The organism is Autumnicola musiva, assembly GCF_031846585.1.
Taxonomy (GTDB): Bacteria; Bacteroidota; Bacteroidia; order Flavobacteriales; family Flavobacteriaceae; genus Autumnicola; species Autumnicola musiva.
The window spans coordinates 181400-205877 of the sequence record NZ_JAVRHK010000003.1; the positions used below are offsets into that span (position 1 = coordinate 181400).

Annotated in this window: 25 protein-coding genes and 1 tRNA gene; 8 read left to right on the forward strand and 18 right to left on the reverse strand. The window is 38.3% G+C overall.

Translation table 11 applies throughout. The features are described 5' to 3' along the window. Positions 1-72: 72 nt before the first annotated feature. The 11 genes from RM539_RS05625 to RM539_RS05675 all read right to left on the reverse strand — a co-directional run bounded on the left by RM539_RS05625 (position 73) and on the right by RM539_RS05675 (position 9649). Positions 73-432: a cupin domain-containing protein gene (locus RM539_RS05625; protein ID WP_311502452.1), complete on the reverse strand. Its 360-nt coding sequence runs from the start codon at positions 430-432 to the stop codon at positions 73-75. Between the two features lie 44 nt (positions 433-476). Next, entirely contained in the window at positions 477-827 is a 351-nt protein-coding gene (locus tag RM539_RS05630) for a hypothetical protein (protein WP_311502453.1), read from the reverse strand. Between the two features lie 363 nt (positions 828-1190). After that, a complete protein-coding gene (locus tag RM539_RS05635; RefSeq protein ID WP_311502454.1) occupies positions 1191-2081 on the reverse strand; it encodes a cation diffusion facilitator family transporter in 891 nt (296 codons plus the stop codon). Between the two features lie 82 nt (positions 2082-2163). Further along, the gene (locus RM539_RS05640; RefSeq protein ID WP_311502455.1) at positions 2164-3240 is read right to left on the reverse strand and encodes an AI-2E family transporter; all 1077 of its coding nucleotides are present in this window, start codon (positions 3238-3240) and stop codon (positions 2164-2166) included. Positions 3241-3337: 97 nt separating this feature from the next. Further along, a complete protein-coding gene (nudK, locus tag RM539_RS05645; RefSeq protein ID WP_311502456.1) occupies positions 3338-3922 on the reverse strand; it encodes a GDP-mannose pyrophosphatase NudK in 585 nt (194 codons plus the stop codon). Between the two features lie 115 nt (positions 3923-4037). Continuing rightward, a complete protein-coding gene (locus RM539_RS05650; RefSeq protein WP_311502457.1) occupies positions 4038-4607 on the reverse strand; it encodes a pentapeptide repeat-containing protein in 570 nt (189 codons plus the stop codon). Between the two features lie 21 nt (positions 4608-4628). After that, positions 4629-5417, reverse strand: a complete 789-nt coding sequence (locus RM539_RS05655) for an NIPSNAP family protein (RefSeq protein WP_311502458.1) — start codon at positions 5415-5417, stop codon at positions 4629-4631. A gap of 57 nt (positions 5418-5474) precedes the next feature. Then, positions 5475-6047, reverse strand: a complete 573-nt coding sequence (locus RM539_RS05660; protein WP_311502459.1) for a 2'-5' RNA ligase family protein — start codon at positions 6045-6047, stop codon at positions 5475-5477. An 18-nt stretch (positions 6048-6065) separates the two neighbouring features. Next, entirely contained in the window at positions 6066-6962 is an 897-nt protein-coding gene (locus RM539_RS05665) for a CHAD domain-containing protein (protein ID WP_311502460.1), read from the reverse strand. A gap of 185 nt (positions 6963-7147) precedes the next feature. Continuing rightward, complete coding sequence (lysA, locus tag RM539_RS05670) at positions 7148-8365, reverse strand: diaminopimelate decarboxylase (protein ID WP_311502461.1); 1218 nt, start codon at positions 8363-8365, stop codon at positions 7148-7150. Between the two features lie 99 nt (positions 8366-8464). After that, a complete protein-coding gene (locus RM539_RS05675; RefSeq protein ID WP_311502462.1) occupies positions 8465-9649 on the reverse strand; it encodes an MFS transporter in 1185 nt (394 codons plus the stop codon). 241 nt (positions 9650-9890) lie between these two features. Between RM539_RS05675 and sucC the strand changes: the two genes are divergently transcribed. Beyond that, a complete protein-coding gene (sucC, locus tag RM539_RS05680; RefSeq protein ID WP_311502463.1) occupies positions 9891-11084 on the forward strand; it encodes an ADP-forming succinate--CoA ligase subunit beta in 1194 nt (397 codons plus the stop codon). Positions 11085-11161: 77 nt separating this feature from the next. Here the strand turns inward: sucC and RM539_RS05685 are convergent, their stop codons facing one another. Both RM539_RS05685 and RM539_RS05690 read right to left on the reverse strand, forming a co-directional pair. Further along, positions 11162-11977, reverse strand: coding sequence for an MBL fold metallo-hydrolase (locus tag RM539_RS05685; RefSeq protein WP_311502464.1), 816 nt, complete (start codon positions 11975-11977; stop codon positions 11162-11164). 135 nt (positions 11978-12112) lie between these two features. After that, on the reverse strand, positions 12113-12571 hold the full coding sequence (locus tag RM539_RS05690) for a GNAT family N-acetyltransferase (RefSeq protein WP_311502465.1): 459 nt from the start codon (positions 12569-12571) through the stop codon (positions 12113-12115). A 112-nt stretch (positions 12572-12683) separates the two neighbouring features. Between RM539_RS05690 and treA the strand changes: the two genes are divergently transcribed. Both treA and RM539_RS05700 read left to right on the forward strand, forming a co-directional pair. After that, entirely contained in the window at positions 12684-14294 is a 1611-nt protein-coding gene (treA, locus tag RM539_RS05695; RefSeq protein ID WP_311502466.1) for an alpha,alpha-trehalase TreA, read from the forward strand. 49 nt (positions 14295-14343) lie between these two features. Beyond that, positions 14344-14712 carry a DUF1622 domain-containing protein gene (locus tag RM539_RS05700; RefSeq protein WP_311502467.1) on the forward strand — a complete coding sequence of 123 codons (369 nt, stop codon included), beginning with the start codon at positions 14344-14346 and terminating at the stop codon, positions 14710-14712. Positions 14713-14855: 143 nt separating this feature from the next. On the opposite strand, the gene RM539_RS05705 is transcribed toward RM539_RS05700, so the two are convergent. The 3 genes from RM539_RS05705 to RM539_RS05715 all read right to left on the reverse strand — a co-directional run bounded on the left by RM539_RS05705 (position 14856) and on the right by RM539_RS05715 (position 17627). Further along, complete coding sequence (locus RM539_RS05705; protein WP_311502468.1) at positions 14856-15863, reverse strand: formimidoylglutamase; 1008 nt, start codon at positions 15861-15863, stop codon at positions 14856-14858. Continuing rightward, a complete protein-coding gene (hutI, locus tag RM539_RS05710) occupies positions 15863-17101 on the reverse strand; it encodes an imidazolonepropionase (protein ID WP_311502469.1) in 1239 nt (412 codons plus the stop codon). The genes RM539_RS05705 and hutI overlap by 1 nt, the downstream gene beginning before the upstream one ends. Positions 17102-17249: 148 nt before the next feature. Beyond that, complete coding sequence (locus tag RM539_RS05715) at positions 17250-17627, reverse strand: PH domain-containing protein (RefSeq protein ID WP_311502470.1); 378 nt, start codon at positions 17625-17627, stop codon at positions 17250-17252. A 167-nt stretch (positions 17628-17794) separates the two neighbouring features. On the opposite strand from RM539_RS05715, the gene RM539_RS05720 reads away from it, so the two are divergent. From RM539_RS05720 to mazG, 5 genes are all read left to right on the forward strand, one after another. After that, a complete protein-coding gene (locus tag RM539_RS05720; RefSeq protein WP_311502471.1) occupies positions 17795-18946 on the forward strand; it encodes a trans-sulfuration enzyme family protein in 1152 nt (383 codons plus the stop codon). Positions 18947-18949: 3 nt separating this feature from the next. Further along, positions 18950-19666 carry a bacillithiol biosynthesis deacetylase BshB1 gene (gene bshB1 / locus RM539_RS05725; protein ID WP_311502472.1) on the forward strand — a complete coding sequence of 239 codons (717 nt, stop codon included), beginning with the start codon at positions 18950-18952 and terminating at the stop codon, positions 19664-19666. Between the two features lie 61 nt (positions 19667-19727). Continuing rightward, positions 19728-19803, forward strand: a tRNA-His gene (locus RM539_RS05730). Positions 19804-20011: 208 nt separating this feature from the next. Continuing rightward, the gene (locus RM539_RS05735) at positions 20012-20410 is read left to right on the forward strand and encodes a lipocalin-like domain-containing protein (RefSeq protein WP_311502473.1); all 399 of its coding nucleotides are present in this window, start codon (positions 20012-20014) and stop codon (positions 20408-20410) included. A gap of 75 nt (positions 20411-20485) precedes the next feature. Further along, positions 20486-21259 (forward strand): nucleoside triphosphate pyrophosphohydrolase, encoded by a 774-nt coding sequence (mazG, locus tag RM539_RS05740; RefSeq protein WP_311502474.1) that lies wholly within the window; start codon positions 20486-20488, stop codon positions 21257-21259. A 40-nt stretch (positions 21260-21299) separates the two neighbouring features. Here the strand turns inward: mazG and RM539_RS05745 are convergent, their stop codons facing one another. Further along, positions 21300-21926: a class I SAM-dependent methyltransferase gene (locus RM539_RS05745; RefSeq protein ID WP_311502475.1), complete on the reverse strand. Its 627-nt coding sequence runs from the start codon at positions 21924-21926 to the stop codon at positions 21300-21302. 7 nt (positions 21927-21933) lie between these two features. After that, entirely contained in the window at positions 21934-24369 is a 2436-nt protein-coding gene (locus RM539_RS05750; protein WP_311502476.1) for a DUF349 domain-containing protein, read from the reverse strand. Between the last annotated feature and the right edge of the window lie 109 nt (positions 24370-24478).

Genomic DNA, 24478 nt, shown 5'->3' on the forward strand with positions numbered 1-24478 from the left:
TTAGGGTCAAATTGTTAATTATTTTAGCTTACTTTAATTGATTTAGTTGTTTAATAGTGGCAGGAAGAAAAATTAAATAAATTCCTGATCATCCTGCGACAGTTCACTTTTTTGATTACCTGTGTGGAGAGTGGATGCGGGTTCAAATAGCATTACCTGTACTTCCTCCTCTGCAATTGGGCGGTGTTCTGTTCCTCTGGGAACAACAAGAAATTCATTTTCTTTAACTTCCACCGTTTTGTCCCTGAATTCCATTTTAAATTTTCCTTTTACAACATAAAACATTTCATCTTCCTCGTCATGTTTGTGCCAGATGAACTCTCCTTTAAATTTTGCTAATTTTACCTGTTGCCCGTTAAGTTCACCAACTATCCTGGGATGCCAGTGATCCTGAAACCTGGAAAATTTGTCTGCAAGATTAACTTTATTCATGTTTTTGATTTACGATTCTTTAGAATTATTTTTAGCAGGAAAAATTATCTCTCAATTAAAATACTTTGTTGTTCTGCATTGTCATTTTCGAAAGGAATTTCTATTAAGAAATTTTCTACGGGTTCACCACTATTCACTGCCCGGATTTCATAGGTTACATTGGCCTCAAGATCGTTGATAAGCATCTCACCGCCTGCAGCTATACTGCCATTATTTACAAATCCGCGGGTGTCGGATACAGTGTTTAAGAAAATATCAATATCATCTGAAGTTTCATTGTTAATCATTAGGTCATAATATATTTTTTCTTCCTCTATATTATCGTCATTATTGCTACAGCTAAGAATACTGAGCGGTAGTAATATTAGAAGAATAATTTTAATTGGTTTTTTCATAATAAACATTTTTAAGGATTGTTTTTCTTTAGAAGTAAAACTCCAGATTGATTGTAACAGCATAATTTATCGAAGATTCTTAAATATTGCTCTTAATGTGGTTGTAAAATTGTCTAGCCATTTTAAGACAAATGCTGTTAGAAGGTAAAAATAGGGTAGAAGTTATTCTTTTACTTTAAAAAGGTCATTATACTTCTATTGCAATAACCATTAACCTATGGATATCATTAGAATATTCAACAACTGTATTTATAGCAGAATGGCAAAAAGGTCCCGACTGTGTACTGATTAAAGGTATATTTTAATTGTAATTAATAAGTTGATTAGTTTTAAGATTAATTGCATTTAACTAATTGACCTCAATTAAGTTATTTTCCTGAAATCATCATTGGGTTCTACATGAATGAGAACATCAACTATTTCAGGAAAATTCTCCTGTAACTGTTCTTTAAGGTCATGAGCAATACTATGGCCTTTGGTAACACTAATTTCCCCGTTTACGATAAGATGTAAGTCCACATGAAAAAATAATCCTGCTTTCCTTACAAAGCATTTTTCAATATTTATTGCTCCCGGGACTTCGTTAGCAATTTTCCTGATGTCATCAGTAAAATCATCGTACACATGTTCATCCATTATTTCGCCAAGTGCCGGCCTGAAAATAAGATACGCATTATATACAATAAATCCAGAAGCCAGCAAAGCTGCCCAGTCATCGGCCGTTTCGTAGCCTTTGCCCATAAAAATTGCTATTGAAATTCCCAGGAAAGCCATTAGGGAAGTTATGGCATCGCTCCTGTGGTGCCAGGCATCGGCTTTTAAGGAAGTGCTCTTGGTTTCATCTCCTTTCTTCGATACAAAACGGTAAAATAATTCTTTGGTAATAACAATAATCCCAAGTACAATAAGAGTGTATTTCTCGGGGATTTTGTGCGGCGTCTGTATATTTACAATGCTCTCGTAAGCAATAATGGTAGCAGAAATCAATAAAAAACCTACTACTGCAAAAGTAATAAGCGGCTCTGCTTTCCCATGCCCGTAAGGATGATTTTCATCCGCAGGTTTGGTTGAATATCTTATACCCAGTAACACCAATGCCGAAGAAAAAACATCAGTGGTGGATTCTATGGCATCAGCAATAAGGGCATAAGAATTACCGAACACACCGGTTATTCCTTTAATAATGGCCAGTGCTGCATTCCCTATTATGCTAAAATAGGTAGCTTTTATAGCCTCCTGTTTTTTACTGTTCATCCTTTTTCTGCTGAAGTCCTAACCGGGGTGCAAGTTACGTAAATGAAGAAAAAGTGTGGTAAGGCTTAAAGTATTTCTTGATTCATTCTTCTGGAAATTCCTTTTTGCTCAGAAGAATGCCGTATGGTTTTAAAGCTTCAATATGCAACATGATTACACTAAGAATTCCCACAAGGGGTATAGCCAGGATCATACCTATAACTCCCCATACCAGATTGCCAATTACCACGGCAATAATCACAATAAATGGGTGCAGGTTTACGCGATCCCCTACCACGTATGGTTCCAGCACATAACTTTCAAGAAACTGAGCTATAGAGAAGGTTATAATTACCCCTATTAAAACTCCAGTTTCACCTGAGGTAAGGTAACCAAAAGCCATCGCCATGGCTAAACCAATGATGTTCCCCAGGTAAGGGATTAAGCTAAGGATAGATGCTATTATACTCACTAAAATAAAATTGTCTACTCCAGAAATTCCCAATCCTATGGCATAAAGAACAGCCAAAAATGCGATAAGCAGAAGCCGGCCCACTAAATATTTTGGTGCTACTTTAGCTGATTCTGTTATGACAGATTTTACTTTTTGCCGTTTATTATCAGGAAATATGTGCAGGAGAAAATTTTTAAACTTTCGCCTGTAATTCAGCAGAAAAAAAACATAGATAAAGGTTAGTAAAAAATTACCGATTGCCCCGGAAATAGTGGACAATAGGGAAGCAGCCTTTTCCTGCGGTGCCTGTCCCGAACTGCCTGCGGAGCTAGGCAGTCCTGAAGCTTTTTTTGAATCGGAGAGTTGTAAATCTTCTTCATTGAGCGGAGTATTATCAACAGTAAATTGTTTCACCTGCTCAATTTTGGGCTTCATAGTTTCCTTAATTTTTGGCCATTTTTCTACAAAACTTTCTAATTGATACGAGACAAGGCCTAAAAAAACCAGAGATATCAGGAAAAGAAGAATAGCATTAATAAGGGAAGCTCCACTTCTGCTAATCTTGTGCTCCATCCAACCCGACAATGGTAATACCAGTAGTGAAAGAATTATGGCTGTGAAGAAAGGGCCTAAAAATCCCTGGGCCTTGGTTAGGCCTAAAAATAGGAAATAGGTCCCCAGGATTACAAGTGTTATGTAAAGAAGAAGATTTTTAGCTTTTGCCATATTCTCAGTTTTTGATGAAGGTACAAAAGTTGTCCCCCGGTTTACTTTAAGATTTCGTTAAAGGATTTTGCGAAGCTGTTCTAATGACTATTTGTTACTATTTGTTGATGAGATCATTAATTTTCATATACTGGAGTAAAATAATTGTTTTACCATCTTTAATTTCACCATTTGCTATTTTATTATAGGCTTCTTCAAAATCCATTTCCAGTACTTCAATATCCTCCTGTTCCTCTGCCAGGCCACCTCCCTCGCTAACCTTCATTTCTTCGGAATATTCCCCAACAAAAAAATGGATGAGCTCTGTAACCGAACCAGGTGACATATAAGATTCAAAAATTTTTCTGGCTTTGGGAATACGGTAACCGGTTTCCTCCTCGGTTTCTTTTATAATACAGGCTTCAGGGTAATCTTTATCCAAAAGGCCTGCACAGGCTTCAATCATCATCCCTCCGGGATTGTTGTTGAGATAGGTGGGCAGGCGAAACTGTCTTGTAAGAATTACCTTTTTTGTAGTCCTGTTGTATAAGAGGATACAAGCTCCGTCCCCACGGTCATAAGCCTCGCGATTTTGTGTTTGCCATTCTCCACGGCGGGTCTGGTATTCGTAGGTTATTTCGTTTAAAAGAGCCCAACGATTGGAGAGGACTTCGGTTTTCTTAAGTTTTATTTTGCGACTCACTTTTTTTAAAATTTGTTGCTCAGCACACTGCGGAAAGAATATGGGCAACAATGTTAATCATGTTATGTTAGATTTTCTAACGCAAAGCATAAAATTAAGGAGACAAATACTAGCATCAATATACTTTAAGTTTATATTTAGTTAATAATCCCAAAATATTCTCCTGTGAAAATTTTGCATTTGCTAAGCTATTTTGTTCAGGATCTATAGAAAAATGGTGGGCGCTCCTAAAGTCTGCCTTTTCTAAATTGGTATGCCCAAAGCTGGCGTTAGTAAAATCCACTTCAGTAAAATTTGCACCTGAACAATCTGCTCCTGAAAATTCCACCTGTTGCATTTTACAGTTTTTGAAAACAGTTTTCGGGATTTTGAGCTGAAAGAAAGAAGAGAAGCTAAGATCGCAATTTTCAAAGCTGAAGGAAAGCAGAAAATCATCACATTCCTCAAACCGCAATCCCAGCATCTTGCAGCTGGAAAATTTACAATCCCTTAAAGCAGCATTATTTAAATTCGCCGTGCTAAAATCGCATTCCTGAAAAGTACATTCTGAAAAAATGATACCGGCTAACTTAACATCAGAAAAATTACAGGTTTTAAAATGGCAGTTCTCATATTCATTTTTTAAAGGGGAGTTTTTAAAATCCAGTTGTTCAAACTCCTGATCCCAGGCTATGTTTTCTTCCATTTGTGTATAATTGTCTTTCAACTAGTATGCTGAATACTCTGTTGGATATAAAAAAGTAATATCAATATGCGAGACATTATCTGCATATTCCTTTTTTGCACTCAGTTCTTTCCATTCGGGAGCATCAGAAAAATTTTGCCAGTGCTGTTCACGACTATCGCTGTTGGAGAATGTAGTCATATACATTAGATTTGGCATTGCCGGGCCGGAGATCACTTCTCCGTAGAACACCGCATTAAAGCCAAGTTTATCAAATAATTTCACCTCTCCGCCTTTATTGAACATTTCTAATTTATTTCTGAAATACTTTCCGGTAGGGGACTGGTAACTCCTTAATTCGTACACCCGTTCTTTCCGTGGAGATTCAAATGACGGGGTTTGTACAACAGGATGATCTTTAAAAGCTTTCAAAATAATGGACTGGAATCGTAAATAGGGCCTGTTGTTATGGGAAGATTCTAAATATTCACGGCCATTTTGCCTGTAATTCTTATTCTCCGCCAGGTTTTTTTCCAGGTTTACCCATTGCTCCAGGGAGTTAAAAGGAAGAAGAATATAAATTTGTTTCAGGCTGTCATCTTTGCTTTCCTCTCTGGGCTTGAAAACGCCCACTTCATTAATTCCTATTTCCGCTAAGGCAGGTAAATAGGCATTCTTGAAAAAATCCTCCGTTCTTTGCAGCTGTTCTTTGGTTTCAAAACTATATATTTTTAACTGATAAAATTCCTGTCTTTTTTCCTGAGCTTTTACTGAACTGAAAAGGCAGCAAATCAGCATCAGTACACTAAGGCTGAGAGTTGTTTTTTTCAAATTTCCTGAAATTAGATTAATAATTATAGAGACTGTTAAATTACAAAAACAAATAGGTTATTGATACTGTTTAGGATTTGCTAAAATAAATTCTTCCAGGACTTCCCAGTTTTTCCCGTTATGTCTGAAAAGAATGAATTTTTCAGCAGAAAAAGTAGCTTCAAATTTACGCATTTTGAACTGTGCCCAGGCCTTAAAAAAATTCTGTTTTTTGAGGTCTCGCGTGGCAACAGTAATATGAGGATGGAAATTTGAAGTTTTTTCCATCTCGCCCAATATGAAATTTGCTTTCAGCGCCTCCTGGATTTTGTGGTGCATTGAATTTACAGGTTCAGGATTAATTACATTTATAAATATGGTATGGTTGGAAAATTTTCCATAGCCCGATAAGTGAACTTTGGAAATATTTTCTTTTTCAGCAATTTTTTGAAGTATCCTAACAAGTACTTCTTCTTTTTCTTCATTTAGGCGGAAGGGAATTTGAAGAGTGATATGTGCGGGTAGTTTTAATGCTTTTGAAGAGTCGTAATTCCTCTTAATATCAAGTTTAATATTTCTGATTTTTTCTTCAAGTTCATCATTGGGAACAATTGCAATAAAATAAAGTTGACCTGAGTTATTCTGCGGCATGTATCTTGATTTTTAAACTTAATTCCAGTTAATCCTGATATATTGCTTAGTTCTTTTTTTAAAAAATTTAGGTTTTTCTGCGTATACCAGCCCACCCTGTAATTCTGCCTCAATTCTAAGGTGATCACTATATTCTTTAATCAGGGCATGCAGGATTTCAGTTTGCTTTTCATCGTTAAGATGAAGTTCGGTAGCTTTTATTTTTTCATTTAAAATCATTAAATCATGGTCATCCCCAAGCAAATCTGCCAGAATATGCACTTCATCTGCCCAGGTTGTGAAAAATTTTGGCCAAAGATTTTCCAGTAGCTGTATTTGGTGCCACAGGTATTTCGCCCGTTTTCGCCATTCATGAAAATTGTTAGCATTGGGATCGGCGTAAGCCTCCTCCAGGGCATTTCTCCCGCGCTCGTAAGTCCTTTTTATAGAAGGAAGAACTATGGTAAGATCGGCAGATTTTACCGGCCATTCGGTAAAGTTTTCACGGGCAGTTTCAAATTGTTCAACAAGATATTCTGAAAAGAAATTCTTCTCCTTCAGGTTTTCTTCCAGTTCTTCTCTTTCCTTCTCTAACTCCTGAAGAATGCTGTTAAAGAAGTTTACATAGATATGGTTTCCGTAGCGGGCCTTTATCATTTCTATAGTTTCCATATGAGCGGTAAGATCGCGCAGAGGTGCTAATTCATGTCCCACATCACGAAAGAAAATGTTGATCTTTTTGTATTTTTTTTCACCTAACTCATCCCTGAAGAGCCGGGCAAGGGCACGAATTTTTTTGAGACTTTTCCTAATCTCGTGTATGCCTTCATGAATATTTGAATTCTTTAGAGAAGAGATACATAATTCAATCTCTTCTGAAGCAATCCTGTTTACATTGTCTTCCAGGGTTTCCTGCTTTTCCAGTTTGTAACTCATTTTTTCGGATTTTGCCTTTAAGATACCGAATTGCTATTACAGGAATGGTTATGATTATATTAAAAACTTAGCCAATCGGAAAGATCTGAAGAAAGATTTTAATTACGGAAAATTAAGATAGCCGGCCACAAAATTCCTGTAATTTTATATACTTACTTGAATTTGGCGGCCTTGAAAAATTAAATTTAAATGCTTTCCACATGAAGGTCTACAGGCACCTGGTGCTTTACAAGGTCTTCAAAAGTTTCCCTTTTCCTTATAAGATGGGATTCGCCCTGGTACCATAAAACTTCAGCAGGGCGGTACCGGGAATTAAAATTGCTGGCCATAGAAAAACAATAGGCCCCGGCGTTGCTAAAGGCGAGAATATCACCTTCGGTAATTTCAGAAATCCTTCTGTTGCTGGCAAAAGTATCGGTTTCGCAGATATACCCCACCACTGAGTAAAACCGCGGTTTAGCGCCCGGATTCGAAATATTGGTAATTTCCTGATGAGAACCGTAGAACATTGGGCGAATTAAATGATTAAACCCTGTATCTATTCCTGCAAAAACAGTGGAAGTGGTCTGTTTAATCACATTTACCTTTGCCAAAAACTTGCCGGCTTCACTCACCAAATATTTTCCGGGTTCAAAGGCGAGGGTTAATTCGCGGCCGTATTCTTTGCAGAAATTTTCAAACCTGCCGGTAAGCTGTTTTCCAAGGTCTTCAATATCGGTTTCAATATCGTCTTCTTTATAAGGCACTTTAAAACCGCTGCCAAAATCGATGAATTCAAGATCTTTAAAATTCTTTGCGGCATCAAAAAGGATTTCAGAGGCATGCAGAAAAACGCCAATATCAAGAATATCGCTGCCGGTATGCATATGAATTCCGTTTATATTCATGCCCGTATTTTTAACGATACGAAGCAAATGTGGCATCTGGTGTATGGAAATGCCAAATTTGGAATCTATATGTCCTACTGAAATTTTGGAATTTCCGCCAGCCATTACATGAGGGTTAATCCGGATGCAAACGGGCGTACCGGGATGTTTTGTCCCAAATTGTTCCAGAATGGAAAGGTTGTCTATATTTATTTGCGCCCCTAACAGCACTACTTCTTCAATCTCTTCAAGGGAAACCCCGTTGGGAGTGTAAATAATATTTGAAGGATTTACACCTGCCTCTATACCCAGTTTTACTTCCTGGATAGAAACAGTATCGAGCCCGCAGCCAAGGGAATTTAACAGCTTGAGAATTGAAATATTTGAAAGTGCTTTCACCGCGTAATGAATGCGTAGTTTTTTCACATTAAAAGCACTGGTTAATCGTTTGTACTGGGAAATGATCTTTTCAGCATCATATACATATAACGGACTTCCAAATTCTTCGGCTATTTTTAGCAGGTCTTGATTGTTCATCTATTCTGATCTAAATTATTAGGTGGCAAAAATACAGGAGAAATTCAATTCTTTGCAAAGGCAATTTCAAAAATAACGAATTTGTACAAAATGTTATTTTTATGAAGCCGGTTCAGATTGTAACTCAAACTTGCGGGCATTTTGTTTTCTAATCTTTATTACCCCCAGAGCGATAAATATTCCGGCCCCCGCCATTGCTGCCCCAACAAAGTCTGCAGAGGTGAAGCCATATCCATATGCAATGGGCAGGCCTGCAAGATAAGCCCCGGAGGCATTACCCATATTAAACGCACTTTGATTTAGAGAAGAACCCAGCATTTCCGATCCTTTTGCTGAATTGATCACGGCCATTTGAATAGGTGTGGAAAGAGTGAAGGCTACCGTTGCAATTATAAAAGTCATTATAAGCACACCTATTTTATCTGAAGCAAGATAGGTGTTGGCAACTAACACAACAACCATCACCATAAGGGAAATAAGCACCGAATAAATCGGGCTGAATTTTTCTGCCAGTTTTGCTCCTATAAGATTTCCCACAACCATACCTACACCTGCCAGAATCATGGCATAACTCACCACATCTTCAGGATGTCCTGCAACTTCTGTTATTAGCGGCGCGATATAACTATACCAGGCAAAAAAGCCGCCGGTACCAATGGTGGTAAGTAAAATAACCATCCACAGCTCAAGTTTTTTCAGTACTTTAAGGTCTTTTACAATTCCGTTTGTTGAGGACCTGGATAACTCGGGCATCCAGAATTTTATGCTCAATATTGCCAGAACTCCTACTACTCCCACAGCAATAAAGGAGACATTCCAGCTAAAGTTTTGACCCAGATAAGTTCCGAAGGGTACCCCCAAAACATTAGCTACGGTCAAACCTGTAAACATGGTGGCGATGGCCTGGGCAGATTTTCCCGGTTTCGAGAGTTGTCCCGCCACCACAGCACCTATTCCGAAGAAAGCTCCGTGAGGTAGGCCCGAGAGAAAGCGGGAAATTAAAAGTAGCGTATAAGAATTGGCAAATGCCGAAAGCGTATTGAAAACGGTAAACCAAGCCATAAGCAACAGCAACACTTTATGTGCGGGCCATTTAGAACCAATTCCTGTAAGCAAAGGGGCTCCCACCACTACACCCAGGGCATATGCTGAAATAAAATGTCCCGCCTGCGGAATACTAATTTCCAAAGCAGCAGCAATTTCCGGAAGAATTCCCATAATCACGAATTCCGTCATTCCAATTCCAAAACCTCCAATGGCTAATGCGATTAATGCTTTGTTCATTTCTAAAAAATTAAGAGGCAAAAATACTGCAGAATTCACCGTTTGAAGCAGTTATGAGAGAAAATCTACGATAACCTTTTAGCTGAAAAATAGCATGGCAATTTCAGAAAAAACAGAAATAATTTTTATGAAGAATATAAAAACCACAACCGGCGCAGGACTAAATCAAAAAAGATTGGTACAGTAGTATTGTATTTGTTACTTTTGTTTACCATAAATAATACAGAAGAAATACCTGATTATGAACATACATGAATATCAAGGGAAAGAAATACTAAGTAGCTTTGGAGTTCGCATCCAAAGAGGTATTGTGGCCCAGACTGCAGAGGAAGCTGTAAATGCAGCTAAAGAATTAACCGAGCAAACAGGGACCGGCTGGCATGTGATTAAAGCACAGGTGCATGCAGGTGGCCGTGGTAAAGGTGGCGGGGTAAAACTTGCTAAAAACCTAAAGGAGGTTGAAGAGATTGCAGGGAATATTATTGGGATGGACCTTGTTACTCCTCAGACCACTGCTGAAGGTAAAAGAGTACATCAGGTACTTGTTGCTGAAGATGTATATTATCCCGGAGATAACGAGCCGGAAGAATACTATATGTCTGTCCTGCTAAACCGCTCTACCGGGAGAAATATGATTATGTATTCTACTGAAGGAGGAATGGACATTGAAACTGTTGCCGATGAAACTCCGCACCTTATTTTTACAGAAGAAATTGATCCTACGGTGGGCTTATTGCCATTCCAGGCACGCCGCATAGCTTTTAACTTAGGATTAAGCGGTACCGGTTTTAAGGAAATGGTTAAATTTGTAATGTCACTTTACAAGGCATTTGATAAATCTGATTCTTCTCTTTTTGAGATTAATCCCGTGCTAAAAACCAGCGATGATAAAATTATGGCCGTGGATGCCAAGGTTACTCTAGACGATAATGCCCTATTCCGTCATAAAGATTATGCAGAAATGAGGGACATTCGTGAGGAAAACCCAACTGAAGTGGAAGCTAAAAAAGTTGGCCTTAACTACGTAGATCTGGACGGAAATGTTGGATGTATGGTAAATGGTGCCGGGCTTGCCATGGCAACTATGGACCTTATCAAACAGGCCGGGGGAGAACCGGCAAATTTTCTTGATGTTGGGGGAACTGCAGATGCAAAGAGAGTGGAAGAAGCCTTCCGTCTTATTCTGAAAGACGACAAAGTGGAGGCTATTTTGGTGAATATCTTTGGTGGAATTGTTCGTTGTGACCGTGTGGCGCAGGGTATTGTTGATGCCTATAAAAATATGGGAGATGCCATAAATGTTCCAATTATCGTAAGATTGCAGGGAACTAATGCAGATGTTGCTAAAAACCTGATAGATGAAAGCGGACTTGGAGTACACAGTGCTGTTGAATTCCAGGAAGCTGCTGATAAGGTACAGGAAGTATTATCCTAGAAGATTAAAAAATAATAGAATAAAAAAAGCTGTCCGTTTTGGGCAGCTTTTTTGTTTTAAATCTTTTTCAGGAGTTACTAATTTTGTCCTGCCGGTGCCATATCGGGATACCAATCTAGAAGAACCACTTCAATATCTTGATTTTCCTCATTTACCAGTTTCTTAAATTTTTGAACATCAGCCAGGCCGTCCTGTCCTCTGTAGTGATAGGGATAAACTTTTTTAGGTGAGAAAGCAGTTACCCCGTCGGCTGCCTGGTCTACAGGCATGGTGTACGGCAGGTTCATAGAAACAAGTGCCACATCAATATTTTCAAGGTTTCTCATTTCCGGAATATCTTCTGTGTCTCCAGAGATATATAACCTTTTCCCGTTTTTTTCGAGTACATACCCATTTCCGCGGCCTTTTACATGCATGGCATCTTCAGATTGCGGTAAATTGTACATGGGTACAGCAGTAATATTGTAACCCATATGATCTATACTTTCCCCATTGTTCATCACAATCAGCTGTTCGTTCATTTCAGGAGGTAACTGGTCTTTTACGGCCTGCGGAAGGATAATTTTCACGCTGTCCAGTTGAAAAGCTTGCAGTGTTTGGGCATCCATATGGTCGCTATGGATATCGGTTACAAGAACAAAGTCCGGGGTTTCGGCTTCAGAAAAAGCTTCTGCGCCACCAACGGGATCGGTGTAAAAAACATCATCTCCCCAGTGAAAAACTGCGGTGGCATGGGAAATAGGTTCAATATCTACAAAAGCAGTATCAGATTCCTGTTCCATATTTGCAGTTTCGGCCATTTCGGTGTTATCAGCATTTGTTTCTTGCTCTTTTTCGTTTTTGCAGGCTACGAGAAGTAGTGCAAGGCTAAGTAGTGTAAATATCTTTTTCATTCAAATTAGTTTTAGGCCCGGTTATAAATTACCGAAAGCTATTGGTGAATATTAATTGTTATTTGCTAAATAACAGCAAATTAGATTATAAAGTTACATAACCTGAAATTGAAGAAGATTTGCTTTAATAAAGATTTATGAAAGGTTCAGCCTCATTTTTATGTCACCGCGGGAATAAGGATTGTTTTCCTCTATTGGAATTTCTTCAAAACCGTACTTTTTGTATATAAAAATAGCATTTTCAAGTTTTCGGTTGGAATAGATAATAAGACAATCCCAACCCTGGTTTCTAGCAAAACTTAAGGTATGTTCCATAAGTTTTTGACCAATTTTTTTACCTTGATATTCGGGAGTAACTGCCATTTTAGTCAGTTCATAAATATCTTTCTGAAGCCGAAATAATGCCACGGTAGCTACAATTTTGTTTTCGTATTTTACAAAGAAGATATTACCGCCGGGGTTTATAATATATTTTCCCGGATTTCCCAGAACTAGCTCATCATGCGGCTCCACCCAAAAATATTTTTCAAGCCATTCCAGGTTTAAATTTTTAAAATCTTCAGCATATTCAGGAGAATAAGAAATGAATTCCATTTTTTGTGTGATTTAATTGCCGCAAATTTAAAGAATACTTTTTCTGAATATTGCTAATTTCGGGAGAAAGGGAATATTTCATAAATTGAGAGGTATTCTGAATTTAACTTTCATGAAAAAGATTTTTTATTCTGTTTATTTTTTTGGTGTTTTTATCACCTTGCTAACGGCTTGTTCTTCTGTAAATACTGTAGAAAAAGGTTCTGCCACTATTTTACCGCCTGAAGAACTGTATGGAAAATTGTTTTATGATGTTCAGAATAAAGAAATTTTTTCCGACAGTAAAACTTTTGTAGATGCCCTGCCTTTAAAGGATGTGAAGGAAATTCGTGAAGTATATTACAATTTGCAGAATAAAACGCCTGCATCCATTTCTGCTTTTGTAAAAAGAAATTTTAATATCCCCGGCACTGGAACGGTAACTTATAGAACAGACTCTTCCTCCATTAATCAACATATTAGCAAATTATGGAATGTGCTTAAACGGCCTGCAGATGAAGAAATTTCAGGTACACTTATTCCGCTGCCCAATCAATACATTGTTCCTGGCGGGCGTTTTCGCGAAATATATTACTGGGACAGCTACTTTACCATGTTGGGGCTGCAGGAGGACGGAGAGGTGGAAACCATTAGATATATGGTTGATAATTTTGCTTATCTCATCAACACCTATGGATTCATCCCAAATGGGAACCGAACTTATTACCTGGGTAGATCCCAACCACCTTTTTTTGCGATGATGGTTCAGGTATTGGCTGAAGAGGAAGGCGGGGAGGTTTATGTTCAATATCTTGAGGAAATGCTTCAGGAATATGAATTCTGGATGGCCGGGGCATCAGAGCTTTCTGCTTCCAATCCTGAACAAAGGCGGGTGGTGCAATTGGGCGAATATGAAATTTTAAACAGGTATTGCGACGATAAACCACAGCCAAGGCCGGAAAGCTACCGTGAAGATGTGAAAACAGCAAAAGCATCGGTTGCTAAATTCCCAAAACGTACAAAAGAAGAAGTTTACAGGAACCTTCGTGCCGGGGCAGAGTCGGGCTGGGATTTTTCCAGCCGATGGATGGATAAGGATGCGGCAGGTAATTTCAATTTATATACCATTCATACTACCGATATTCTTCCGGTAGACCTTAACTCGCTTCTTTATAATCTGGAGCAAACAATTGCTCACGCTTATGAAGTTGATGGAAAATCTTCGGAAGCAGAAAATTTTAGAAAAAAAGCTGAAGAACGAAAAGAATTAATTTTAAAATATTTCTGGAGTACAGAAGATCAATTTTTTATGGATTACAACTTCCGCAGAAATAAAAACACCAATGTACTTTCCCTTGCCGGCCTTTATCCTCTATTTTTTGAAATAGCCACTGCAAAACAGGCTTCCGCAGTAGCTGAAAAAGTGGAAAATGTGTTCCTTAAGCCAGGTGGCCTGGTTACCACTCCAAACCATACCGGCCAACAATGGGATGCGCCCAACGGCTGGGCGCCCCTGCAATGGATTGGTATTAAAGGATTACGCAACTACAATAAAACCGCACTTGCCAACGAAATTAAAAATCGCTGGCTACAGTTAAACAAAAATGTTTACCGGCACACCTATAAAATGCTGGAAAAATATAATGTTGAGGATCTAACCAAAAAAAGCGGAGGGGGAGAGTATCCCACACAGGATGGATTTGGATGGACCAATGGCGTTTATCAAAAATTGTCGGGTGAATAAATATTGGCAGTTCTGCCATTTAATGTTAATTTGGGCGTAAGCAGGTTTTATGGAAGACATACAATTTTATATAGAATATATTGCACGAATAATTGAAGCAACAGGGATCGTTACTATTGTGATAGGAACCCTAATGGCTTTGGGCAAATTTATTTTTTCACTTCAAAAACACGGACAGCGTTCTTACAGGTTGCTTCGGCAGGAATTAGGAAAAGGAATCCTACTTGGCCTGGAAATACTTGTGGCAGGAGACATTATTGCTACAGTAGTTACAGAACCTACCATGGACAGGGTGCTTGCCCTGGGGGTAATAGTTCTTATAAGAACCTTTTTAAGCTTGTCTATTGAACTGGAAATTGAAGGGAAATTTCCCTGGCAGCGTACAGAATCTGAAAAGCGGTTGGACCAGGATTCCTGAAATAATTACTGAAAATCTATTTTTAGTCTTAAAGTCTTTTAGGAGAAGGATCTCACAGTTTTCTGAAATCTGTGGGGTCTATAATCCTTGAATTTAAATTTCAGCGTGCCCAAACAAAGTCTTTTAGGGCAATATCCAGATAATCATAAGATAATTTCATTCGCCATAAAATCAGTAACGAAATAGCTTAATGCTTTTCCCACCTGGCTTTCATTTTCTGAATTTGGAGCGGCTTCGCAAATGTGTAAATAGCGGCAGTTTTTAGCTTTTGCCATTCTAATGAAACACCTGATTTGCTCAATACTAAAACCGGTAGGTGATTTTGCACTGCTGGGAAAATCTTTTATAGCATCACAATCCACCTCTAACCCAAAATCATTTTCACTTACAAATTGGATTACCAACTCAAATTGTTCTTTTTGTTTCTCCCAATCCGAAAACATCAGGTATTCAAAAAGCTGAAATTTTATGTTTTCTGAAGCCTTCATTTCTTCAAAAATGTACTGCGGTGTATAATTTTGGTGCAGCCCGAAAATTGCATATTTTTCCAGATAATTTTTTGAAATGGCATAACTAAAACCATTGCCGCTATGCCGGTGTTCCAGTTGCCTTAAATCGGTATGAGCGTCAATATTCAGCACATTAAGCGGCTTTTGCAATGCTTCTGACGTGCCTTTTATATTACCGAAGGCATTGTTGTGCCCGCCGCCAGTAATCAGCGGAATTTTTCCTGCGGAAACGATCTCCTGCACCACAGCACTCACTATTTTATCAATTCCCTCCACCAGTTCTCCCAGTTTTACCAGGTAATTGGGATCGTTTTCTGCAAGTTTTGAAGCTTTTTCCAGGTGCTCTTTACAGTCAATTTCTCCTAATAATATAAGATTTTTTGCAGAAGTATATTCATTCACCTGTATGTTGAGCAGTGATTTCAGGCAGGTTTGCCAGGCGACGGAAGTGCCTGCTTTACCATGATTTCCTCTAACGCCTATATCTTCCGGAATACCAAAAAGTACAAATTTAGCTGAATGGCCTTTCAGCTGATTAAAGCTATCAATAAAATTCACATTTTCACCAAACTTGGTTTCACCTTTCCTGGTAGCAATCAATTTTTCTACTGAACGAAAATTGTAAATTTTAAACCCTTTCATTATTGCACTTCTTTTCCGTTAATAAATACTTTTTCAATAGAATTTGTTCCGAAAGCATAAGGCAAGAAAGTATAAGACGGAATTTCTTTAGTAAGGATGAAGTTTGCCTTTTTTCCTTTGGTAATGCTGCCGTGGGTTTTACCGATTTCCATGGCATATGCGGCATTAATTGTTGCAGCATTTATCGCCTCTTCAGGTGTCATTTTCATTTTTATACAAGCCAGCGACAGCACCAGGTTCATATTTCCACTGGGTGTGCTTCCGGGATTAAAATCTGTAGCCAGGGCTAAGGGCAATCCGGCATCAATTATTTTTCTTGCCGGGGTATAAGGAATACTTAAAAACAGGGAGCAGGAGGGAAGGGCCACCGGCATTGTGGAAGCTCCCTGCAAGGCTTCAATATCTTCATCTTCCAGAACTTCAAGATGGTCTACGCTAAGTGCGTTATGTTCCACACCGGCTTTTATGCCGCCAATGGCATTGAACTGGTTAACGTGAATTTTCGGTTTCAGGCCATACTTCTTTGCTGCGGAAAGCAAATTGTTGGTATCTTCCACGCTAAAGTACCCCTTTTCACAAAAGACGTCTATGTATTCCGCCAGGTTTTGTTCGGCTACATTAGGAAGGATTTCATTAATTACGAGGCCCAGATAAGCAGCGGGATTTTCTTTATATTCCTTCGGAATTGCATGAGCGCCCAAAAAAGTTGCTTTTATGGGAATTTCATAATTCTCCTGAAGTTTCCTGATCACCCTTAACATTTTCATTTCCCCTTCTTCAGTAAGTCCGTAACCCGATTTAATTTCCACCGCGCCGGTTCCAAGTTTAATAACTTCTTTCAGGCGTTTAGCCGATTGTTGATAAACTTCATCTTCGGGAGTTTCCTGTAGCGTTTTAGCAGAATTTAAAATTCCGCCTCCACGGTTGGCAATTTCCTCATAAGAAAGTCCGTTTATGCGATCGGCAAATTCCTGTTCCCGGTTTCCCGCATAAACAATATGGGTATGGGAGTCACACCAGCATGGCAAAATAATTTTTCCGGAGGCGTCAACAATTTTATCTGCATCAATATTTGGCAAATTTGGCATCTCTCCAAAATCTGCGATTCTATCGTCTTCAACTAAAAACCAGGCATTCTTAATTGTTGGTAGCTTTTTCATCTCAGAGCCTGAGATTTTTTCAACGTGGTGTTCCCTTACCTGAAGCAGTTCTTTAATATTGGTAAAAAGTAATTTCATGTGGTGATCTTTTCGGCTAAAACAGCTTTTTGCAAAGATAAAATTTCACTCTGGAAATGTGCGGCAGGTGTATTTTTTTAAAATAAAATTCATTAATGCACAAATATTTATGAATGATCTGTGCATTAGTAAATAAAATGAAATTTGGTTATAAAGTAAATTCAGCTAAAAGCTTTTGTACTTCATAGATGTCCACTTTTTTATTGAATTTTTTCGAAATAGAAGGAATAGATTCTCCTGATATCCAGATTTTCAATTCGGCATCCAGGTCAAAACTACCGGCGGTTTCTATGCTAAACCTTGTAATACTTTTGTAAAGCACAGAAAAATATTCAATTTTTCGGCCGGTAAGTCCCTGTACATCTATAATTATCAGCCTTTTATTTGTAAAAATAAAGGTGTCGCGAATAATTTTAAATCCGGCTTCAATATTTTCAGAAGGAATTAGGAGTTTTCCGTATTCTTCCTGTAGCCTTTCCTTATTAATTGCTCCCGCATTTCCTAAAAGTGAAGAAAGTATGCTCATAGATTAGAAGTTGAATGTTTCAGACTAAATGTAAGAAAAAGAGCAGGAAAATTTATTTTTCGTTAATAAAATTTGAAACTATACCTTTCTGTACAGGCAAACCGGCCGGTTTAGGATAATTCTTTATAAATTAGAAAAAAATTAAAATCACGATTTAAATCTATTTAATGGCTGAAAAATATAAAGGTATAAATACTATTTGTACGCATACAGGAGAGCTTGAGGACGAGCAATTTAAAGGAGCGGTTTCCCCGCTTTACATGTCTACCTCTTATGCTTTTGAGGATGTTGAGGTTAAGCGTTATCCACGTTATTTTAATACCCCCAATCAGGTGGCGCTGGCACAAAAAATGGCTGCTATGGAGCACGGTGAAGCAGCTTTAATTTTTGGAAGCGGAATGGCTGCAATAAGCACTGCACTTCTTGCATTTTTACATAAAGGGGATCATGTGGTGTTTCAGAATACGTTATATGGCGGTACGAGTAATCTTGTGGTAGAGGAATTTGATAAATTCGGAATAGAATACACTTTTACAGAGGATTATACGCCTGCTTCTTTTGAAAAGCAGATAAAAGATAATACTAAGGTGATTTATATTGAGACGCCTTCCAACCCTTTACTTACCGTTACCGATATTAAAGCAATTGCTGAAATTGCCAAAAAACACGGGCTGGTAAGTATGATAGACAATACTTTTGCCTCGCCTGTAAATCAAAATCCTATAGATTTTGGAATTGATGTGGTACTGCATTCCGCAACAAAATACATGGGTGGTCATAGCGATATCCTTGCGGGAACGGCGATAGCTTCGGAAGAGCATATCGACAGGATTTTTCAGCTGGCAAAGAATTTCGGCGGAAGTCTAAGTGACTATACCGTATGGCTTCTGGAGCGAAGCCTTAAAACCATGGGACTTCGGGTAAAGGCGCAAAATGAAAATGCTATGGTTTTAGCTGAATTTTTGCATCAGCATGAAGATGTGGGGAAAGTTTATTATCCCGGCCTGGAATCACATCCCGATCATAATGTTGCCGCCGCGCAGATGAAAGGTTTTGGCGGAATGTTATCTTTTGAATTGAAAGAAGGGCTTGACGCCGATTTATTTCAGAAGAAACTGAAGCTGATAAAATCTTCCATGAGTTTGGCAGGAGTTGAGTCGACAATTCTTTCTCCTTCAAAAACCTCTCACGGATTATTAACGCCTGAAGAAAGGAAAAAGCAGGGAATAAAGGACGGCTTACTAAGATTTTCAGTTGGAATTGAAGAAAAGGAAGATCTTATTGCTGATATTGAACAGGCACTGGCCCAAATTAAATAAACAATGAAGTTAGATATTTTAGCGGTAGGTTCTCACCCCGACGATGTGGAACTGAGTTGTGCGGGAACTATAGCAAAGGAAGTAGACAGAGGGAAAAAAGTAGGTATTCTGGACCTCACACGTGGTGAACTGGGAACCCGGGGCACAGCAGAAACACGGGACACAGAAGCCGCAGAAGCCGCAAAAATTCTGGGGGTTAAAATGAGACATAACCTGGAGTTCAGTGATGGTTTTTTTATGAATAATACTTCCCACCAGCTTGAGATTATTAAAATTCTGAGAAGGTACAGGCCTGAAATTGTACTTTGCAATGCGATTGAAGATCGGCATATAGATCATGGTAAAGGGGCAAAGCTGGTAAGCGACGCCTGTTTTTTAAGCGGTTTACGCAAAATAGAGACCATTCATGACAGGAATAAACAGGAAGCATGGCGTCCAAAACATGTGTTTCATTATATTCAGTGGAAAAATATAGAGCCGGATTTTGTAGTTGATATTTCTGGTTATATCGATAAAAAGGTAGAGGCGGTGAAGGCATATAAAACGCAGTTTTTTGATGTGGATAGCAAAGAACCTCAAACCCCAATTTCCAGCAGTAACTTTTTGGATAGTATTACTTACAGGGCTCGTGATTTGGGTAGAATAATTAACACCGATCATGGTGAAGGCTTTACTGCAGAACGTTATGTGGCAGTAGACTCAGTTTTTGACCTTATTTAAAATGGAATTTTTTCTTTGCGGGAATATAGAAATAACTTACATTTGCAACCGCAATTAAAATGGTGGTTGTAGCTCAGCTGGTTAGAGCGCCTGATTGTGGTTCAGGAGGTCGCCGGTTCGAACCCGGTCTTCCACCCTTTAGAAGCTCCCTGTGAAATCAGGGAGCTTTTTTTTGTACTATTCTTTAGCTAATTCTGCCTGTTTGTTTTCTTAATTTCCTGGATTATCGTTAGGAGACTTCAAGACCATTTCAGGATCAAAATTATAGCATATTTCAACCAAATAAAATTGATGTTAGTCACGCAACCTTTACGGTTAATAAGTATCTAATTAAAAACAGAAATTATGAAAACATTTTTACATTTAAGCAATATCGCCGTTTTTCTTCTTATTTTTGGTTGTAATTCAGAAGACGAAGAAATTACCGTTCTGGATGTAAGCATTCAAAACCTTACCGGAACCTGGAAACTTACCGAAGTATACGTTAGTCCGGGTGGAGAAACTGAATGGAGGCCGGTGGCAAACGGTCATACTTATACTTTTTCTGGTAATGGTACATTCAGTTCTACCGGTCTTGATAGTTGTAAGGAAGGAGAATATTCTTTAAATGATGATACTCTTAATTTAAATTGCGGTGAGGAATCTTTGGTTCAAAAGATAGACAGTATTTCTTCAGGAGTTTTAATTTTGAAAAATCCGCGTTGCATCGAAGCCTGTCTTTATAAGTACAAGAAGGTGGATTAACGTAGACTTTATTTCCCGCTTATCTTTCCTAATCTCCCCTGCAAAATCTTATTTTTACGCAAAATAAGAGACAGCATGAATTCAAGAGAAGAGCAGCTTCAGGCTTTTGACCGACTTTTAACCATTATGGATGAATTAAGGGAGAAATGCCCCTGGGACCAAAAGCAAACTATGGAATCCCTTCGTCATCTTACCATTGAAGAAACTTATGAACTTGGTGATGCCATTCTGGATAAAGATATGGAAGAGGTGAAAAAAGAACTTGGCGATGTTTTGCTTCATCTGGTTTTTTATGCCAAAATTGGCAGTGAAACCAGCGACTTTGATATTGCTGACGTTACTAATTCCATTTGCGAAAAATTGATTTCCCGGCACCCTCATATTTACGGAGATGTAGAAGTAGCAGATGAAGAAGAAGTGAAAAAGAATTGGGAAAACCTAAAGCTGAAGGAAGGTAAAAAAAGTGTTCTTGAAGGTGTGCCCCGTTCATTGCCGGCAATGGTAAAAGCCAATCGTATTCAGGATAAAGTTGCAGGAGTGGGTTTTGACTGGGAAGAACCACAGCAGGTTTTCGAAAAGCTTCAGGAAGAACTTGGAGAGTTGCAGCATGAGGTAAACACAGATAATAAAGATGAAATAGAAGCCGAATTTGGGGATGTTTTATTTTCCATGATTAACTATGCCCGCTTTTTAAAAGTCAACCCTGAAAATGCCCTTGAAAGAACGAACAAGAAATTCATAAAACGTTTTCAGTATCTGGAAGAAAAAGCCAGAGAAAGGAATAAGACTTTAAGGGATATGACTTTAGCTGAAATGGACGTGTTCTGGAATGAAGCAAAAAAGCTTTAGACTTAGGAGTAGTAAAAATAACAACGAACCACGCAGAGGCCTACTTTTTAAAAACAATCAGCTCCCTGGAAATAGTTACTGAAGAAAAGTTTATGTTTTCTTTTATCCATTTCAGGCTTTTTTCGGTATAAAAAATTACGTGAGTATTGTCATTTTTGTAATACCAGTTTTCAAAATCTATAGTATTAAAATATAGGGAAGTTTTGCAGTACAATTTCCCACCGGGATTTAACATGGCCGCCAGTTCCCTGAATTCTGCTGCCGGATAATGAAAATGCTCCATAACTTCAGAGCAAATAATAAAATCATACTTCAGCTTCAGCAGGTTTTTATCATCCTTAAAGAAGTAATCATAAAGGGCAATTTTATAGCCTTTGCTTTGCAGTTGATTGGCAATTACCGGCCCTGTTCCGCAGCCATAATCCAGGCCGTAGGCTTCTTTGGTAAAATCTTTTAAAATAGCTTCTGTGACCGGAGCGGTAAACTCCACATAAGAAGGATCTGTAACATTGTTGTTATGCCTGAGATAACGGTTTTTTTCATCTTCTGAAGGCAAATAACAGTCGGGTAGGAGTAATACAGCTTTGCAGTTTTTACAGCGGGCATATTCCAGGTCCTTCCATTTAAGGAATGGTTTGGTTCTACCGTTGCATAAACTGCAAAGCATTTGCAAATTAATTATAAAGGTTCCTTACCTCTTTAAGTTTCTTTTTCCAAACATCCAGTTGTGCCTTATGATCATTAATATTTTTATGAACATCCTGCACCAGCGGATTGCTTTCGTCCACGTTGGAGAAAAATTGTAAATTGTTCTCTAACTGGCGGATTTCAGCTTTTGTTTCTTCAATTTTTTTGGTAAGGAAATAATGCTCATTTCTCAATTGCTTATCATCATCGGCATCATTCAGGCTTTGCAGCTTGTTTTCATATTTCATCATCTCTGCCCTGGAGCGGTTTACGTCTAATTTTCCGAATAACTGATCCAGGCTTTTATTGAACTTTCCTTCTATAAAACGTTTGTTATGCGGAACTTTACCAATATTCTTCCAAGTGGCAATCTGTTCTTTTATTTTGGCAAGATCTTCTTCTTTATTGCCACTTAATTCCAGGGCTTTCAGTTTATCCAGGATTTTCTTTTTCTGTTCAAAAGCTTCAGATTCTTCTTTGTTTTCTTCGCTTCTGTTGGCGTGCAGCCGATCAAAATAATGATTACAGGCAGCTTTAAATTGTTTCCAGACTTTATCACTGTCTTTTCTGGGTACGTGGCCAATCTTCTTCCAGTCTGCCTGGATTTTCTTCATTAGCGGAGTAACAGTTTTAAAATCATCACTGTCTTTGTTGTCTTCCGCAATTTTAATCAGGTCTTTCTTTTTCTCAAGATTATCGTATTGATCCTTCTTTAGTTCTTTGTAAAAGGAATTCTTTTTGCGGTTAAATTTTCTAACCGGTTGTTTAAACTCAGTCCAGGTTTCTTCATTTTTAGATCTGGGTACTTTGCCAGCTTTGAAAAACTGTTCTCTTAAAGCCTCAATTTCTTTAATTTTTTGCTGCCATTTATTATGACTGCTAAAATCCTGTTCTGCTATTTCCCTGATTTTTGAAATAATTTCCTGCTTCGCTTCCCAGTTTTTATCATATTGCTGGTCTAATTGCTGGAAATATTCCTGGCGCTTATCATGTATTTTTTTTGTGGCTTCACTAAAGCGGTTCCAGATATCTTCCCGATATTCCCTGGCAACGGGTCCCAGTTCTTCCTTCCACATTTTATGAAGCATTTGCAGCTCACGGAACGCACGGTTTATGTCATTTTCTTCTGCAAGTTCTTCTGCACGGTCTATAACCTTTAATTTCTGCTCAAGGTTATGTTTGAAATCCAGGTCGCGAAATTCCCTGTTGAGGTGCAGAAAATCATAAAAATTTTCTACATGATGATGATAAGTATTCCAAACGGTGTTGTATTTATCCCGTGGTATGGCACCGGCCTGTCTCCATCGCTCCTGTAATTCTTTAAAATGCTTATAAGTTGTGTTGATATTTTCTTCAATATCTATTAAGCCCTTCAACTCTTCAATAATCTCCAGCCGCTTGTTAAGGTTTTGATTAAGGTCCTGTTTTAACTGCTTATAATAGCGGTTTCGTTTTTCCTTATAATCAAAATAAAGATCGTTAAAGCGTTTGCTTAGCGGTGTGGAATAGTGAAAATCAATAATATTTCCGCCGTCAGCCAGAAAATCTTCTTTTTTCTCTTCCAGCTCCTCATCAAATTTAGCATTAAACTCTGTGCGGATTTCTATAACGTGGTCTTTTATAGTCTGCACTTTTTCTTTTTTCAGTAAAGATTCCAGCTCCTTTGTAAGCTGTTCCTTGCTCATGGAGTGATAATCTTTTTTCTCAATAGCATGGCGCTCGCCTGCACTTTCATCTTCACTGTCTTCTGCAACAGCTTCATCTACATCTTCCTGATGATTTCTTCCGGAAGACTTTCTGTTTTCGTCCAGTATCGCCCCGCCTAAATGATCTATGTCATCGTTATCTTCTTCCTGTTCACGGGAACGATTGTTGGAAGATATATCTTCCTGTTTTTTATTTTCCTGAACGAAGGCTCCGGCAGTGTCATTTTCAGAAAGTTGATTTGTGTTTTCCTCCTTAGAAGAATTATCTAATTTAGCAGAATCTGAAGTTTCCTCTGTGGAAGGTTTCTTCTTTACATCTTGATAATGAATGCCTTCAGAGAATTTGTCTTCATTGCCCTGTCTTCGGTTTTGCTGTTTTTCATTCTCCTTAACTACTGCAGAAGCAGTATCATTTTCAGGTATCTCTTTTTCTTCTGATTCTGAAACTTTTGCTGCAGCCGCCTTTTTTTCTTCTTCTGAAGCAGGATCAGATTCAATGGAATCAGGATTTGCCGGGTCTACAGTCTCTTCCAGATGTTCAGCTTTTTTATCTGAATTTCTTTCATCCCCGGAAGATTTTTCATCAGCACGTCCCGAAGTTTCCTTCGCTTTACTTTGATTCGCTTCTTTTTCTGTGGAATTTGAGTTATTTTCAGGTGTATTAGTATCGTTACCTGAAAATTCCTTTTTTTCCTTATCCTTTTCTTCTTGAGACATATCTTCCAATGTTAGCGTTCATCACATTTAATATGCCTGAAAGATAACAACTCCCCTAAAATTGAACAAGAGATTAGGTTTTTTTGTAAGGATATGTTAAAGAATTACG